Annotated in this window: 14 protein-coding genes and 1 pseudogene; 5 read left to right on the top strand and 10 right to left on the bottom strand. The window is 68.9% G+C overall.

The window, feature by feature from the left end; all coding sequences use genetic code 11:
* Positions 1 to 29: 29 nt before the first annotated feature.
* Positions 30 to 689, top strand: a complete 660-nt coding sequence (locus V6V89_RS14430) for a DinB family protein (protein WP_334619604.1) — start codon at positions 30 to 32, stop codon at positions 687 to 689.
* A 114-nt stretch (positions 690 to 803) separates the two neighbouring features.
* On the opposite strand, the gene V6V89_RS14425 is transcribed toward V6V89_RS14430, so the two are convergent.
* Positions 804 to 1,229 carry a hypothetical protein gene (locus V6V89_RS14425; protein WP_334619603.1) on the bottom strand — a complete coding sequence of 142 codons (426 nt, stop codon included), beginning with the start codon at positions 1,227 to 1,229 and terminating at the stop codon, positions 804 to 806.
* 152 nt (positions 1,230 to 1,381) lie between these two features.
* Here V6V89_RS14425 and V6V89_RS14420 point away from each other — a divergent pair, with 152 nt between their 5' ends.
* From V6V89_RS14420 to V6V89_RS14405, 4 genes are all read left to right on the top strand, one after another.
* The gene (locus V6V89_RS14420) at positions 1,382 to 2,026 is read left to right on the top strand and encodes a DUF998 domain-containing protein (RefSeq protein WP_334619602.1); all 645 of its coding nucleotides are present in this window, start codon (positions 1,382 to 1,384) and stop codon (positions 2,024 to 2,026) included.
* 43 nt (positions 2,027 to 2,069) lie between these two features.
* Positions 2,070 to 2,441 carry a YciI family protein gene (locus V6V89_RS14415; protein ID WP_334619601.1) on the top strand — a complete coding sequence of 124 codons (372 nt, stop codon included), beginning with the start codon at positions 2,070 to 2,072 and terminating at the stop codon, positions 2,439 to 2,441.
* On the top strand, positions 2,438 to 3,682 hold the full coding sequence (locus V6V89_RS14410) for an RNA polymerase sigma factor (RefSeq protein ID WP_334619600.1): 1,245 nt from the start codon (positions 2,438 to 2,440) through the stop codon (positions 3,680 to 3,682). The genes V6V89_RS14415 and V6V89_RS14410 overlap by 4 nt, the downstream gene beginning before the upstream one ends.
* A 171-nt stretch (positions 3,683 to 3,853) precedes the next feature.
* Positions 3,854 to 5,620, top strand: coding sequence for an MFS transporter (locus tag V6V89_RS14405; RefSeq protein ID WP_334619599.1), 1,767 nt, complete (start codon positions 3,854 to 3,856; stop codon positions 5,618 to 5,620).
* Between the two features lie 82 nt (positions 5,621 to 5,702).
* Here the strand turns inward: V6V89_RS14405 and V6V89_RS14400 are convergent, their stop codons facing one another.
* From V6V89_RS14400 to V6V89_RS14360, 9 genes and pseudogenes are all read right to left on the bottom strand, one after another.
* The gene (locus tag V6V89_RS14400) at positions 5,703 to 6,023 is read right to left on the bottom strand and encodes a TcmI family type II polyketide cyclase (protein ID WP_334619598.1); all 321 of its coding nucleotides are present in this window, start codon (positions 6,021 to 6,023) and stop codon (positions 5,703 to 5,705) included.
* A 9-nt stretch (positions 6,024 to 6,032) separates the two neighbouring features.
* A complete protein-coding gene (locus V6V89_RS14395; RefSeq protein WP_334619597.1) occupies positions 6,033 to 8,375 on the bottom strand; it encodes an FAD-dependent oxidoreductase in 2,343 nt (780 codons plus the stop codon).
* Complete coding sequence (locus tag V6V89_RS14390) at positions 8,372 to 9,574, bottom strand: beta-ketoacyl synthase N-terminal-like domain-containing protein (RefSeq protein ID WP_334619596.1); 1,203 nt, start codon at positions 9,572 to 9,574, stop codon at positions 8,372 to 8,374. Before V6V89_RS14390 ends, V6V89_RS14395 begins: the two co-directional genes overlap by 4 nt.
* Positions 9,571 to 10,842, bottom strand: a complete 1,272-nt coding sequence (locus tag V6V89_RS14385) for a beta-ketoacyl-[acyl-carrier-protein] synthase family protein (RefSeq protein WP_334619595.1) — start codon at positions 10,840 to 10,842, stop codon at positions 9,571 to 9,573. The genes V6V89_RS14390 and V6V89_RS14385 overlap by 4 nt, the downstream gene beginning before the upstream one ends.
* Positions 10,839 to 11,300, bottom strand: coding sequence for a cupin domain-containing protein (locus V6V89_RS14380; RefSeq protein WP_442935138.1), 462 nt, complete (start codon positions 11,298 to 11,300; stop codon positions 10,839 to 10,841). Before V6V89_RS14380 ends, V6V89_RS14385 begins: the two co-directional genes overlap by 4 nt.
* 72 nt (positions 11,301 to 11,372) lie before the next feature.
* Positions 11,373 to 11,720, bottom strand: a pseudogene (locus V6V89_RS14375) (SRPBCC family protein); the annotation flags it as partial.
* Positions 11,717 to 11,974, bottom strand: coding sequence for an acyl carrier protein (locus V6V89_RS14370; protein ID WP_334619594.1), 258 nt, complete (start codon positions 11,972 to 11,974; stop codon positions 11,717 to 11,719). The gene V6V89_RS14370 and the pseudogene V6V89_RS14375, both read right to left, overlap by 4 nt.
* A gap of 12 nt (positions 11,975 to 11,986) precedes the next feature.
* Positions 11,987 to 13,336 carry an acetyl-CoA carboxylase biotin carboxylase subunit gene (locus V6V89_RS14365; protein WP_334619593.1) on the bottom strand — a complete coding sequence of 450 codons (1,350 nt, stop codon included), beginning with the start codon at positions 13,334 to 13,336 and terminating at the stop codon, positions 11,987 to 11,989.
* Between the two features lie 10 nt (positions 13,337 to 13,346).
* Entirely contained in the window at positions 13,347 to 13,832 is a 486-nt protein-coding gene (locus V6V89_RS14360; RefSeq protein WP_334619592.1) for an acetyl-CoA carboxylase biotin carboxyl carrier protein, read from the bottom strand.
* Between the last annotated feature and the right edge of the window lie 6 nt (positions 13,833 to 13,838).

Here is a 13,838-nt window from a genome sequence, read left to right as displayed (position 1 = left end):
ACGGACTCGACTCGGAACGGATGGCGTTCGTGAAGCTGACGACCGATCTCAAGGGGGAGCTGCTGACGGCCCTGCGTGGCAGTCGGGCAGTAATGCTCGCCAAGCTGGACGGGTTGTCGGAGTATGACCGACGTCGCCCACTGACTCCGTCAGGCACGAACCTGCTGGGTTTGGTGAAGCACCTAGCTGGTTTGGAGTACGGGTACCTCGGAGCGTCGTTCGGCCGCCCGCCGCTCGAGCGGCCGTCGTGGTTCCGAGATGACCCGTACTCCGAGATCGACATGTGGGCGACGCCCGATGAATCGAGCGACTACATCACCGCCGTCTACCAGCGGGCCTGCGCTCATTCCGACGTCACGATCGACGGGTGCGAGTTGGACAGCCCAGGCCGGGTGGCGCACTGGGCCGAGGGTCAGCAGGAGACAACGCTCGGCGTGCTGTTGATCAGGATGGTCGGCGAGACTGCGCAGCACGCCGGCCACGCCGACATCATTCGCGAGCTGATCGACGGCCGAATTACCGACGACGAAGAACCCATCGCCTCGGAGTCGACGTTCTGGCGCGACAGGAGACGTCACGTTCAAGAGGCTGCTGATTGGTTCCACGCAGCAGGCGCCGATGCCCAGTCAGCCGGCCAGTCAGCCGGCCGGTCAGCCGGGGGTTGGCCGCCGGGGTCGGAACGGCGATAGCGCCGATGACCCGGCTGTGCGTCCGGACAAGCCGCGCGGCCGAAGAGGGCGGTGACCTGCGGGTTACGCGAGGCCACCGCTCTCCGGCCGCGCCGGTCGCCTTGTGCGGCGCTGTCAGATCCGGGTCATGGTGGAGGTGTATCCGCCACCGCCGGGGTAGGTCCACTCGCCGGTGACGGCGGTGCCGTCGGTGTTGAAGGTGCCCTGGTAGTACGCGGGGCTGCCCTTGGCGCCGGCCCAGATGGTGAGCGTGTCGCTGGTGAGTTCGTAGACGTAGTCGAAGGTGTTGCCGGTGGCGTCGTAGAACCGCGACACCACGTCTGCGCTGGTGGGTTCGCCGTACGGGCGCAGGTTGCCGATCACTTCCAGGCCGGTGACCGGCTGGCCGAACTGGCTCAGTTCGACGTGCTGGAGCAGGAAGAAGCGGCCGGGCATCCATTCGTACCGCACGGTTCCCTCGGCGCCGCCGGTCACCTTCCAGGTGCCGACCAGGCGGTCCAGGGCCTGCAGTTCGGCGCTTGGTTGCGGGTTCTCAGTCATTGGTCCTCCTTGGTGAGTACTTGCCGCTACCTCGGAGGCGACGCCCGCCCCTCGACACCCGTCAGCTGTGACTCAGACCACACAACGTGCGTGTCGAGATCGCCGGTCCGGCCACGAGGTAGCGGCAAGAACCCCACCGAATGGAGGAAGTCATGGCCACCATCGCCGCCCCCGCCGCCCTCACGGTGCACCCCTCGTCCGGACGCCTGCTGCTGGCCGGTGCCCTGGCCGGGCCAGTGTTCTTCGCCTCGACGATCGTCCAGATGCGCACCCGTGAGGGGTTCGACATCACCCGGCACCCGATCAGCCAGCTCGCCACCGGCGGCCTGGGCTGGATCCAGATCACCACGTTCGTGGCGGCCGGGCTCGGCGCGCTGGCGCTCGCGGCCGGGACCAAGCGCACCCTCACCGAAGGGATCGGTCGGCGCGCGGTGCCGATCCTCGTTGGGATCTTCGGTGCCGGGCTGATCGCGGCCGGCGTGTTCACCATGGATCCGGAGTACGGCTTCCCGGTCGGCACCCCGGACGCCCCGGTCGCGCAGATGTCGTGGCACAGCATCGTGCACTCGGCCGCAGCCGCCGTCGCGTTCACCGCCCTCGCCGTCGCCGCTATCGTGCTGACCGTCCGCCACATCCGCCGCCGAGCGGTGCTGCCGGCCGTGGCCAACGGCGTCGCCGCACTCGTGCTGCTGCTGCCCATCTCGCCGGACCACGCGAGCATCCAGATAGCGATCAACGGACTCGTAGCGTTCGCGTGGACGACCGTCCTCGCGCTGTCGCTGCGCCGCACCGCCTGAGGCGACGTACCGTTACCGAAGCACGATCAACAAGAGGATGACCATGAAGTACCTGCTGCTCAGCTACACCCCGGCCGCCGCCTGGGACGCCGCGACCGCCGACACCCCGTCCGAGGAGGCCCTCGCCGCGTTCGCCGCGTACCAGAAGTTCGAGCAGGAACTGGCCGCCACCGGCGAGTTCGTCACCAGCGAGGGCCTGGGCCACCCGGCGGTCAGCACCACCGTCCGCAAGTCCCCGGACGGCGTGGTGGCCACCGACGGACCGTTCGCCGAACTCAAAGAGGTCCTGGCCAGCTTCGCCGTGATCGACGTCGCCAGCCACGAACGTGCCGTCGAGATCGTCACCCGGATCGTCGACGTGCTCGGCGAGCCGATCGAGATCCGGCCGATCATGGGCGAGGACTTCACCGCATGACCCCGGACGTCGAGCACCTGCTGCGCACCGAGGCGCCGCAGGTGCTCGGCGCGCTGGTTCGCCGCTTCGGCCGCTTCGATCTCGCTGAGGACGCGGTACAGGAGGCGCTACTGGCCGCCAGCCAGGTTTGGCCGGTCGAGGGCGTGCCGGAGAACCCACGCAGCTGGCTGATCCGGATCGGCTACCGCAAACTTGTTGACCTGCTGCGCTCCGAACAGGCCCGGCGACGCCGCGAGCAGCAGGCCGCGGCAGCCGACCCGGCCATGCACGAACCGGCCCGCCAGGCCGAGCCGGCGCAGCAGACCGACGACAGCCTCACCCTGCTGCTGCTGCTGTGCTGCCATCCGGCGCTGAGCCCCACCTCCCAGGTGGCGCTGACGCTGCGCGCGGTGGGCGGTCTGACCACCGCCGAGATCGCGCACGCCTACGGGACGACCGAACCCACCATGGGTACTCGGATCAGCCGCGCCAAACAGCAACTGGCCCGCGCCGGCGCCCGTTTCACCGCGCCGACCGACGCCGACCGGGACAGCCGGGTAGCCGCCGTGACGCAGGTCCTCTACCTGATCTTCAACGAGGGCTACACGGCCACCACCGGCGACACCCTCGCCCGCGTCGACCTGACCCGCGAAGCGATCCGGCTGACCCGCATGCTCCACGACCGCCTGCTCGACGACCCTGAAGTGACCGGACTGCTCGCGCTGATGCTGCTCAACGAGGCGCGGCGCACCGCCCGCACCAGCCGCGACGACGAACTGGTGCCACTGGACGAACAGGACCGCACACAGTGGAACCCTGACCTGATCCATGAGGGCACCGAGCTGATCGACACCGTGTGGAGCCGCCGCCAGATCGGCCCGTACCAACTCCAAGCGGCGATCGCGGCCGTCCACGCCACGGCCCCTTCGCCGGAGCAGACCGACTGGGCACAGATCGCGGCACTGTACCTGTGGCTGGAACGGCTTACCCCGACCCCACCAGTTCGGCTGAGCCGAGTTGTCGCGGTAGCCAAAGCCTACGGCCCGGCCCGAGGACTGGCACTGCTCGACGACCTCAACGGCCGCCACGGACTCGACCAGGAACCACTGACCCGGCAACGCGAACGCGCCGTCCGCGCGCACCTCCTCCACATGACCGGCGACATGGCCGGCGCGGCCACGCTGTATCGCGAAGCGGCCGCCCTGACCGACAACCAGGTCGAGCAGCGCTACCTGCTCGACCGCGCCCACCGGCTCAGCTGACGGCCCTGTTTCCCGCCACGGGATTCCGCTTCCCTCACGGTCAGCGCCGCCACACGAGCCCGCCATCCCATTATTCCCGCATTAGCCAGGTATATTCCCTGCTGGTCGGATGATGGCAAATGCCTGATTGGGTGGGTAAGGATGACGGAAACTCGGGAGGACGCGCGGTCCGTGCGGGCGGAGACGGTCCGGGCCGCGCCAGCCAAGGACGTGTCACCTGCGGCGCCGACAGCCTCGCAATCTGCTCGCTGGCGCTATCTCACCCTGGCGATCGTGCTGTCCGCGACGTTCATGCAACTGCTCGATGTCAGCATCGTCAGCATCGCCATCCCCCCGATTCAGGCAGATCTTCGAGCAAGTTACTCCGAGATCGAGTTGCTCGTTGGTGGCTACCTGTTGACTTTCGCGTGCGCGTTGCTGGTCGGCGGCCGGCTCGGCGACGTGTACGGGCGCAAGCGACTGTTCATGATCGGCATGGCCGGCTTCACCGCGACATCCGCACTGTGCGGCCTGGCCGGCGAACCAACCACCCTGGTTGTCGCACGCCTCCTCCAAGGTCTGTTCTCCGGCCTGATGTTTCCGCAGGTGCTCTCGGTCATCCAGGTCGTCTTCAGGCCAGCCGAGAGGCACCGGGTCTACGGGATCTATGGCGCCACGTTAGGCATCGCCACCATCCTCGGGCCGCTGCTCGGCGGGCTCCTCATCCAAGCCGACTTGTTCAACACCGGCTGGCGGATGATCTTTTTGATCAACCTGCCGATCGGGATTGCCGCGCTCGTGCTTGGCGTCTGGTTTCTGCCGGAATCCAAGGCGCGGGACGCACGTCGGGTCGACCTCCTGGGCGCGACCCTGGTCACCGTTGGACTTTTCCTGCTGGTCCTTCCTCTGACCGTCGGACGCGACGCGGGCTGGCCCGCATGGACCTTCCTCATGCTCGCGACCAGCGTGGCCGTCCTGGCCGTGTTCGTGGGCCATCAGCGCCAGCGCTCCAGGTGTCGCTGCGCCGACCGTCACGAGGTGCCGTTGATCCCGTGGTCGATGCTGCGGCGTCGGGCCGTCTCCGTTGGGCTCCTGCTCAACCTGGTGTTCTTCCTCGGGGTCGCCCCGTTCTTCTTCTACTTCATCATCTACCTGCAGACGGGCGCCGGCTTCTCCGCACTGGAGGCTGGGCTGGCCACCCTGCCCATCGCCCTCGCCGCGGCTGTCGCTTCGGCCGTCTCCGAACCGCTCGCGCGACGCCTGGGCCGTTCCGGGCTCGCCGCCGGCTGTGTCCTGATGACGCTCGGCATGGGCCTGATCATCTTGACCCTGCACCTGGAAGGCGGCCGGCCACAGATATGGTCGTTCGTCGGCGATTTGATCATCGCGGGTTTCGGACTTGGTCTGTTCGTCTCGTTGACCACGTCCGTCGTGCTCACCGGCATCCGCAACGATGAGGCCGGTGCCGCCTCTGGCGCGCTGGCCACCATGCAACAAGCCGGCGGTGCGATCGGCATCGCGGTCGTCGGGGTGTTGTTCTTCGGCCTCATTGGAGCCAACGCCAATCATGCCAGCGCCGCCCAGACCGCCACGCTACGCGCGGCTCTGACCGCGGCGACGCTGCCGGTCCAGGCCGCCGACGAGATCGTGGAAGGGTTTCGCGCCTGCTTCCTCGATCGCGCCAACCAGAAGGACCTTTCCGCCACGCCCGAGTCGTGCCGGCTGGCTCAGCAACGGGCCGATAAGCAGATGGCGCACGCCTCCCCAGATGTCAAAGCTGCCGTAGGCCGCGCGATGGAGACCGCGTCCAGAAACGCCCTCGCCAAGGACTTCACCCGCTCGACCGCCCAGACCACGCTGTACGAGGTCGCGGTCTTCGCCGCCGCCTTCCTGCTCGTCCTCGCGCTCCCCAGAACCGATCCCACGCGCATCGAGACCCTGCCCCCCGGTGGCGTCTGACCGATCCGGTCACGGCATGGGAATGGGCACCCTGTCTCGCAGCTCAGCAGGACAGGGTGCCCTTTCTCGGCCGGCTCCGCGCTCAGGCGCGCCAGCTGTAGAACTCGCGGGCGACCGCGTCCTGCGGCGACCGCCAGTTGTCCTCGTCGTACGGCCGGATGAACGCGCTCAGATCCGCGCTGATCTGCCGGAACGCGGGCAGCTGAGGAGCCTTGCGCAGCGCTTCCGCCGGGTTGTCGTGGAACTCGATCACGTGGAGGTAGAGGTCACCGAGCGAATACAGCGACCGGGACTCTACCCCCAGGTCGTGCGGGAGGGCGGTGGCGTCCGACTCGGCGAAGACCCGGGCCACGGCCTTCTCGGCGTCGGGCTGGATACGGGCGACGATGACCGTCCGATTCATGAGTTCCCCCTAAACGAAGATCTGAGCGAGGTGCTCGTCCAGCGCCGATGCCGAGACCGGCGAGCAGCGGAACCCGACGTGCCCATCGGGCCTGATGAGATATGCGCCCGTCCCGCGTAGGCCGTACGCGCTCCGGAAGCCGCCGGACGCGTCCCGCAGGACGGGCAGGTCGAGCGCCGGAGGCACAGCCGCGTCCGGGCTCGCTACCACGTAGATGCTGACGAAGCCGCGTACCTTCTCCGCCAGCTTTTCGAAGCCGATGAACTCGTCCTCGGCCGTCGAAGAGTCCGCGTAGGCCAGCAGCGTGTGCGCGGTGCCGCGAGTGAGGTCGAACAGGCGTACCGGGTGACCGACGCCGAAGCGCCGCAGTTCATGCACGTCGGGTGCCCGGTCGCCGGGCATCGGCCCGCCGTCGAAGAGATCGCCGGACGAGCCCACCAGCGGGCTGCCCGCGTACGTGAGCGTCATCTGCATCTCCAGCAGGAACTGCGCCCGTTCGTCGTCCATGTCCATCTCGTCGGTGAACGCGACGCGTACCGCCCGGTCGACGATGGCCTTGCCGGCGGGGCGGCGCTCGGCCTCGTAGCTGTCGAGCAGCCCGGGTGCGGCGACTCCGCGGACCGCGAACGCGAGCTTCCAGCCGAGGTTCCAGGCGTCCTGGATGCCGGTGTTCATGCCCTGGCCGCCGGCCGGCGGGTGCAGGTGCGCGGCGTCCCCGGCGACGAAGACGCGACCCACCCGGTAGCGGTCGACGATGCCGTGCTTGATCCGGAAGATGGACGACCAGCGCAGGTTGCTGGCGGTCGTGCCGGCCGGGGCCAATTGGTCAAGGACGGCCTGGATGTCAGCGAGCGAGGGTGGCTCGTACTCCTGCGAGAAACCGGGCGGGATGGGGCCCGAGCCGATCTCGGCCTGCAACCGCGGTGGCGCGAGGGTGGCGACGCGGTAGCGCCCGCGGCCACGCAGCGGCACGCAGACGAGCATGCCCTTCATCTCTTCGTCTTCCACCTGGATGAACCGCAGCAGGTGGCCCTCCGGCATCGACCAGTCCAGGTCGACGTCGCCCAGCATGAACAGCTGGGGGAACATCCCCATGCCACCCTCGAAGGTCAGGCCAAGGCTCTGCCGCACGACGCTGTGCGCACCGTCGCACCCCACCAGGTAACGGGCTCGCACCGTCTCGGATCCGCCGTCCGCGCGCAGCACGCGGGCCGTCACCCCGTCGGCGTCCTGGGTGAACGCCTGAAGCTCGATCCCTCGCTCGACGCTCACGCCGTGCCCGGCAAGGCAGTTCGTGAGGATGCGCTCGGTCTCGTACTGCGGCAGACCCACGTGGGCGTACGGCAGGTCGGGCAGGTCCCAGTCGACCTGGTGGGTCTTCTGCCCGTTGACGTACACCGTCTGGCCGTGCAGCCAGATGCCCGCGTCCATCGCCTCGCGGGCGACGCCGATGTTCTCCCAGATCTCCATGGTCCGGCACTGGACACCGATGGCCTTGTCGGCGGTGCCGGCAGCGTCGGGCCGCTTGTCGATGATCCGGCAGGCGATGCCGCGCCGGGCCAGCTCGATCGCCGCGGTGAGACCGGCCGGGCCGGCTCCCACGACAAGGACGTCAGTCGAACTATCCACAGTAGACCCCTCGACGACCTGGGGTACCGGCGCGGCCGGCGCCTTCTGCTGTTCCGGAAGCTTCTGTTCCGGGAGCTTCTGCTGCGGCCGCTGCGGATCCAGGGGCGGCAGGTGGTCCTCCGGGCGCGCCACGATGTGATAAGTGGAGCGCTTGAAGCTCTCCAGCAGGTACGGCAGGAGCGGCGCGGTCTGGTCCATATGCGACTGGTCGTCCGCCCAGGCATTGAACGACGCCTCGTCCTCCCACTCGGCGAACAGGTGGTACGTCCCGGTGCCGGGCTCGCGTAGCAACTCCTCCCGGACGTGCCCGGGCGTGCCCCGCATCCGTTCGGCAACCTTGAGATAGGCGCGCTCGTACGCCTGCTCCTGCCCCTCCGGCACGTTGACCGTCACGACCACACGGATGCGTGGACCGTGCCCTTCCACCGTGTGCAACACCTGGCACGTGGTCCGCTCGGCCGACTCGCGTAGATCGCGCAGCGCGGCGGTGAGCCGATCCCGTACGGCGCTGCGCCCGAACGCGTCGAGGGCGTGGGGATCGCTCCAGTCACTCGTGATCAGGAACGTGCGGGGATCCTCGGCATCTCGGATCAACTCCTGGCGCAGGTTGCCCGGGATCCGGCTGATCTCCTCAGCGGCGGTCCGCCAGGCGCTCTCGAATGCGGCCTCACACCCCTCCCGCGCCCGCATCCGCAGGATGGTCCGATATGGACTGTCAGTCACAGCTTGTCCTCTCGGTAGCGTTTGAGCACGATGGAGCTGTTGAAACCGCCGTAGCCGCGAGCGTTGACCAGGACCACGTTCGTGGCGAGCGCGCGCGGTTCGCGTACGAGGTCCAGGTCGTGACCGGGCCGGCTCAGGTTTCCGACCGCTGGCACGATGCCGTCCCGCAACGCGAGGAGCGCGGTCGCCACGTTGAGGCAGGCGCCGCCGGAGCAGAGCCTCCCGACGAAGCCCTGCGGCGCGGTGACCGGCACCGCCGCACCGAAGACCTCGCGGATCGCCTGTGCCTCCAGCGCATCCAGGGCCGGCGTGCCGGCACCGTCCGCGACCACGAAACCGACCTCGTCCGGCGTGACCATCGCGTCGGCGAGCGCCCCGCGCATGGCCCGGACCAGCTGCCGGCAGTCCGGCGCGGGGTCCTCAGGATGATGCGCGTCGTGCGTTGCGGCGTACCCGGCGATCTCGCCGTAAACCTGCGGCGCGCCGCGTTCGGTGGCGGCCGACGCGTCCTCCACAACCAGCACCGCCCCACCCTCGCCGGGCGCGTAGCCGTTGGCGTCGACGTCGAACGGCTTGTAGCCGGTACGCGGATCCCGGCTGGTCGTCATCCGGGCGTTCGTGACCTGGCAGACGAGCGCGTACGGGGACAGCGGCGCCTCGGTGCCGCCGGCAAGCACCGTCGGAGTACCCCGCCGGATAACGCGCCGCGCGGCGCCCAGGCTGTCCAGCCCGCCGGCGCCCTCGGAGACGAGCACGGAGGCCGGACCCTTGGTGCCGTGCAGGATGGAAGTCTGCCCGGCGCTGGCCGCGTAGAACCAGGCGATCGACTGGTAGGCGGTGACCGCTTTTCGGCCCCGACTCCACAGTGCCTGAATCTCCCGCTGTCCGAACTCGTTGCCGCCGGAGCCGCTGGCGAGCACGACCGACGTCGCGTACGGGTCGCGCGCGGCTGGGTCGTACTTGGCGTCGTCCAGCGCCATCCTTGTCGCGGCCAGCGACATCCAGGTCCACCGGTCAGTTTGGATGGTCAGACGCGGGTCCACGTGGGCATCGACGGCGAACCCGGATAGCTGACCCATCAACATGCCGTTCTGGTGGGTCACATGTAGCTCACCGTCCAAGGTGGACCGCCAATGCTCCTCGGCGCTGAGCCCGCTGGGGGCGACCACCCCGATGCCGGTGACGACGGCGCTCTTCATGAGCACCACCGCCGAAGCACCGCGGCGGACTGGAATCCGCCGAATCCGCTACCCACCGAGAGCGCGACGTCGACCCGCTGTTCCCGCGCGTGGCACGGCACATAGTCCAGGTCGCACTCCGGATCCCGGTGCTCGAGGTTCGCCGTCGGCGGGACCACGCCGTGCTGGATGGCAAGCACGCACGCGGCGAGCTCGATCGCGCCGATCGCCCCGAGTGAGTGACCCACCATCGACTTGATGGAGCTGACCGGCACCTCGTACGCGTGCTGCCCGAGACTGCGCTTGAACGCGGCGGTCTCGTGGCGATCGTTCTGTTTCGTGCCGGACCCGTGCGCGTTGACATAGCTCACGGCACTGGGGTCCAGCCGTGCCTGGTTGAGCGCGTCGGTGATCGCCTCCGACATCTCCACGCCGTCCGCTCGCAGCCCGGTCATGTGGTACGCGTTGCACCTATTCGCGAATCCGGCCACCTCGCAGAGCACCTCGGCGCCCCGCCGCCGGGCGTGCTCGTACTCTTCCAGGACCAGGACGGCGGCACCCTCGCCCATCACGAAGCCGTCCCGCGTGGCGTCGAACGGCCGCGACGCGTGCTCAGGGTCGTCGTTGCGGGCCGACGTCGCCCGGATCGCGTCGAAGCAGGCCATCGAGATGGGCGAGATGGGTGCGTCGGTCGCCCCCGCGATGACCACGTCGGCGTCGCCGTCCTCGATGAGCTGGTGGCCGTACCCCACCGCGTCCAGGCCGGACGTGCAGCCGGTGGACACCACCGCGGCCGGCCCGTGCGCCCGGAACCGGCACGCCACCTCGGTCGCCACGCTGCTCGGCACCAGCGCCTGATAGAGGAACCGGCTGGCGTACCGCTCGTCGACGAACCATTTCCGTCCGCGGTCGCTGACCGCCACGTACTCGTCTTCGAGCCGCGTCGTGGCCCCGACCGCACTGCCGATGCTCACCGCGACCGTGTCGCGGTCCTCCGCGTCAAGATCGAGACCGCTCTGCGCCACCGCCTCGTCGGCCGCGACCAGGGCGAACTGCGCGAAGCGATCGTTGCGATGGATCTCCTGCGGCGTCAGCCCGGCTCTGACCGGGTCGAAATCGCATTCTGCCGCGATCTGCGAGCGGAAGTCGGCGGGGTCGAAGAACGTGATCCGCCGCGTCGCCGTACGGCCGGAGGTCAGCAGTCGCCAGAACTCCTCCCGGTTGACGCCACCGGGAGCGACCACACCGACACCGGTGACGACGGTCCGCCTGCCGCGGGGTGCTTTCATGGCGCATCTCCAGGCAGCGGTTCGGTGTCGACGTGCCCCAGTTGCGGGCTCGGCGCCAGCGGACCGAGATGGAAGACCAGGAAGGCCGGCGCGTCGCTGTCATTCATCAGGCGATGCCGCACTCCGATCGGGATGAGTATGCCCTCATTCGCCCGCAGCGGGCGGTCGGACCCGTTCAACCGCAACGTGATCTCGCCCTCGACGCAGAAGAGAAACTCTTCCGAGTACGGGTGCCAGTGCTCGGTCACGACCTCGGCGGGCGCCAGTCGCAGTGTCCCCATGAAACCTGAGGTCGCGCCGACGGTGGCCGGTGACAGGATCGTGCGGATGTCCCCACCCCGCCGGCGGTTGGCTGGCACGTCGTCGATCGACACCGTCCTGATATCCTGCGCCGGCTTGGTCACCTCGCCGGCGCAGGCGGCAGCGAGCCGCTCGACCTTCTGCCGGATCACGTCCATCTGGATCACCGTGTTGGCGTTGATCCGGTCGGTCATCGCGGCGGTGTCGATCGGCGCGTCGGGACGCATGCGGAAGTCCTGGATCCACCGCATTCGGGTGCCGCTGCCCTCAGGCTCGTACGTCCACTCGATGTTCATGAACTCGAACGGCCCCGGCTCGACCCGGCGGGCGACCACCCGGCGTCCGGCCTGGTCCAGCGTCCGCTCCGAAACCCAGCTCCACACCTTGCCGTTCTCGTCGGGGTGCATCGTGAGACGGAATCGCACCGTGTCGCCGGAGCGTTCGAGTATCTCGGCCGACGCGTACTCGGTGAACAGCGCCGGCCACCGCTCGACATCGTTGGTGGCATCCCAGACGACGTCGATGTCGGCATTGATCAGGATCGAGTTGTCGACGTGACCGATGGTCGGTGCGCTCATGCGACACGCTCCTCTGTCAGCCCCAGGCGTTCGTTGACCGCGGCGACGATCTCGCCGACGGTGTACGACAGCGAGTTGTCATCGGGTAGTTCGAGGCCGTACAGGTCCTGGAGCTCGGCCTGCAGCTGCAGGAACGCGAGCGAGTCCAGTCCCAGGTCGCCGAATGTCCGCAGTGGATTGTCGGTGCGCGCCTGCGACGGCAGGCCGGCCTTGACGACCAGCAGCTGCATCAGGTCTTCGATGGTGAATTTCATTGTCCCCTCCCGTTAGTGCGAATCGGTGAGCCGGCTGATGAGTGACGTGTCGTGCGTGCCGGCGACGAATAGCGGATGGTCGAGCGCGGTGAGAAGGAAGTCGCGGTTCGTGCTGACGCCCGGCCCTTCGGCGGAGAACTCGGCGAGCGCCCGCCGCATCCGGGCCAGGGCCTGCGGCCGGTCGGGCGCCCAGACGGCGATCTTGGCAAGGAGCGGGTCGTACAAGGCCGAGATCCGGCCGCTGGCCGTTGCGGCGGTGTCGACCCGGACAAAGGGGCCCGCCGGCAGGGACAGCCCGTAGAGCTGTCCCGGGGTCGGCATGAAGCCCCGTGCCGGATCCTCGGCGTTGACGCGGCATTCGATGGCCACTCCGCGCGCTACCAGGTCCTCCTGGGCCAGGTCCAGCCGCTCCCCGCCCGCGATCCGCAGCTGCTCCCGTACCAGGTCGATGCCGTAGGTCAGCTCGGTCACCGGGTGTTCCACCTGGATCCGGCAGTTGACCTCCATGAAGTAGAACCGGTTCAGGTCATCGACGAGGAACTCCACGGTGCCGGCACCGACATACCCGGCGGCGAGGACGCCCTGAAGGGCGGCGCTCCCTATCCGCTCCGAAAGATCAGCCGGCAACCCGGGCGGGGGCGACTCCTCGATGATCTTTTGTCGCCGGCGCTGGACCGAGCAGTCGCGCTGGCCGAGATACACCCCGTTGCCGTACCGGTCGCACAGGACCTGCACCTCGATGTGGCGGGCGGATGGCAGGTACCGCTCGACGTACACCCGGTCGTCGCCGAACAACGCCTGTGCGGTACAGCGAATCTCGCGGTACTGCCGGGGCAGCTCGTCCGGATCGGTGACCACCTGCATGCCGCGGCCGCCGCCGCCCGCGACGGCCTTCACGATGACCGGATACCCGATCTCCGCCGCGACCTTCGCGACCGCCTCCGCGTCGCCGACCGGTTCGATCGTGCCGGGCAGCAACGGCAGGCCGGCTTCGGCCATCGCGGCCCGCGCGGCGGACTTGTCACCGAGACGGTCGATCACCGCCGCCGGCGGGCCCACAAAGGTGATCCCGGAGGCCTCACACACCTCGGCGAAGTCGGATACCTCGGACAGGAAGCCGTAACCGGGATGGACCGCGTCGGCGCCGGTGAGCCGCGCCGCCTCCATGATCGCCGGTAGGTTGAGGTAGCTGTGCCGGGAAGGCCCAGGGCCGACACAAACCGCCTTGTCCGCGAAGCGTACGAGCGGTCCGTCACGGTCCTCTGTGGAGTAGATGGCGACCACTCGCAGCCCCATCTCGCGGCAGGTGCGGGCCACCCGCAGGGCGATCTCGCCCCGGTTTGCGATGAGTACCGTGTGCACGACGGCCTCCTTAGGCGGCTGTGGGGTCGATGGTGATGAGTCGTTCGCCGTATTCGACGGGCGTGCAATCTGCGGCGTGCACCGCGACGACCCGGCCGTCGGCTTCCGCTTCGACCGGGATCATCAGCTTCATTGCCTCGACGATGCCCACCTGCTGACCCCGCCTGACCTGGTCTCCTTCGGACACGAAGGGCGCGGCGTCCGGTTCCGGAGCGCGGTAGAACGTGCCGACGGTGGGTGCGCAGATGTCGATACCGGTCGGCGCCTCGCCGGGGGGCGTGGGGGCCACGGTCGCGACCGCCGGCTCGGTAGCAGCAGACCCGGCCCGGGCATGCTGCTGCTCGGTCCATTCCATCTCCACCACCACGTCACCCGCCCGGATCCGCAGCGCCCGGGGCCGGTCACCCAGGTCAGCGAGGAGCGACTGGGCGCTGCGGCGTACCTCGTCGAGCGCCTCCGCGAGTGGGGCCGAAGTGTCGGTCTGCGCCGGTTCCATCAGTGA

The organism is Micromonospora sp. CPCC 206061 (assembly GCF_036906915.1).
GTDB lineage: Bacteria > Actinomycetota > Actinomycetes > Mycobacteriales > Micromonosporaceae > Phytohabitans.
Note: the sequence above shows the minus strand (reverse complement) of the source record. Positions and strands in the feature narration are given on the sequence as shown.

Coding starts and splice junctions, on each gene's coding strand:
- V6V89_RS14415 (WP_334619601.1), top strand. CDS start 2,070: ATGAAGTACCTGCTGCTCAGCTACACCCCGGCCGCCGCCTGGGACGCC.
- V6V89_RS14425 (WP_334619603.1), bottom strand. CDS start 1,229: ATGACTGAGAACCCGCAACCAAGCGCCGAACTGCAGGCCCTGGACCGC.
- V6V89_RS14370 (WP_334619594.1), bottom strand. CDS start 11,974: ATGAAATTCACCATCGAAGACCTGATGCAGCTGCTGGTCGTCAAGGCC.
- V6V89_RS14385 (WP_334619595.1), bottom strand. CDS start 10,842: ATGAAAGCACCCCGCGGCAGGCGGACCGTCGTCACCGGTGTCGGTGTG.
- V6V89_RS14360 (WP_334619592.1), bottom strand. CDS start 13,832: ATGGAACCGGCGCAGACCGACACTTCGGCCCCACTCGCGGAGGCGCTC.
- V6V89_RS14380 (WP_442935138.1), bottom strand. CDS start 11,300: ATGGACGTGATCCGGCAGAAGGTCGAGCGGCTCGCTGCCGCCTGCGCC.
- V6V89_RS14410 (WP_334619600.1), top strand. CDS start 2,438: ATGACCCCGGACGTCGAGCACCTGCTGCGCACCGAGGCGCCGCAGGTG.
- V6V89_RS14420 (WP_334619602.1), top strand. CDS start 1,382: ATGGCCACCATCGCCGCCCCCGCCGCCCTCACGGTGCACCCCTCGTCC.
- V6V89_RS14400 (WP_334619598.1), bottom strand. CDS start 6,023: ATGAATCGGACGGTCATCGTCGCCCGTATCCAGCCCGACGCCGAGAAG.
- V6V89_RS14390 (WP_334619596.1), bottom strand. CDS start 9,574: ATGAAGAGCGCCGTCGTCACCGGCATCGGGGTGGTCGCCCCCAGCGGG.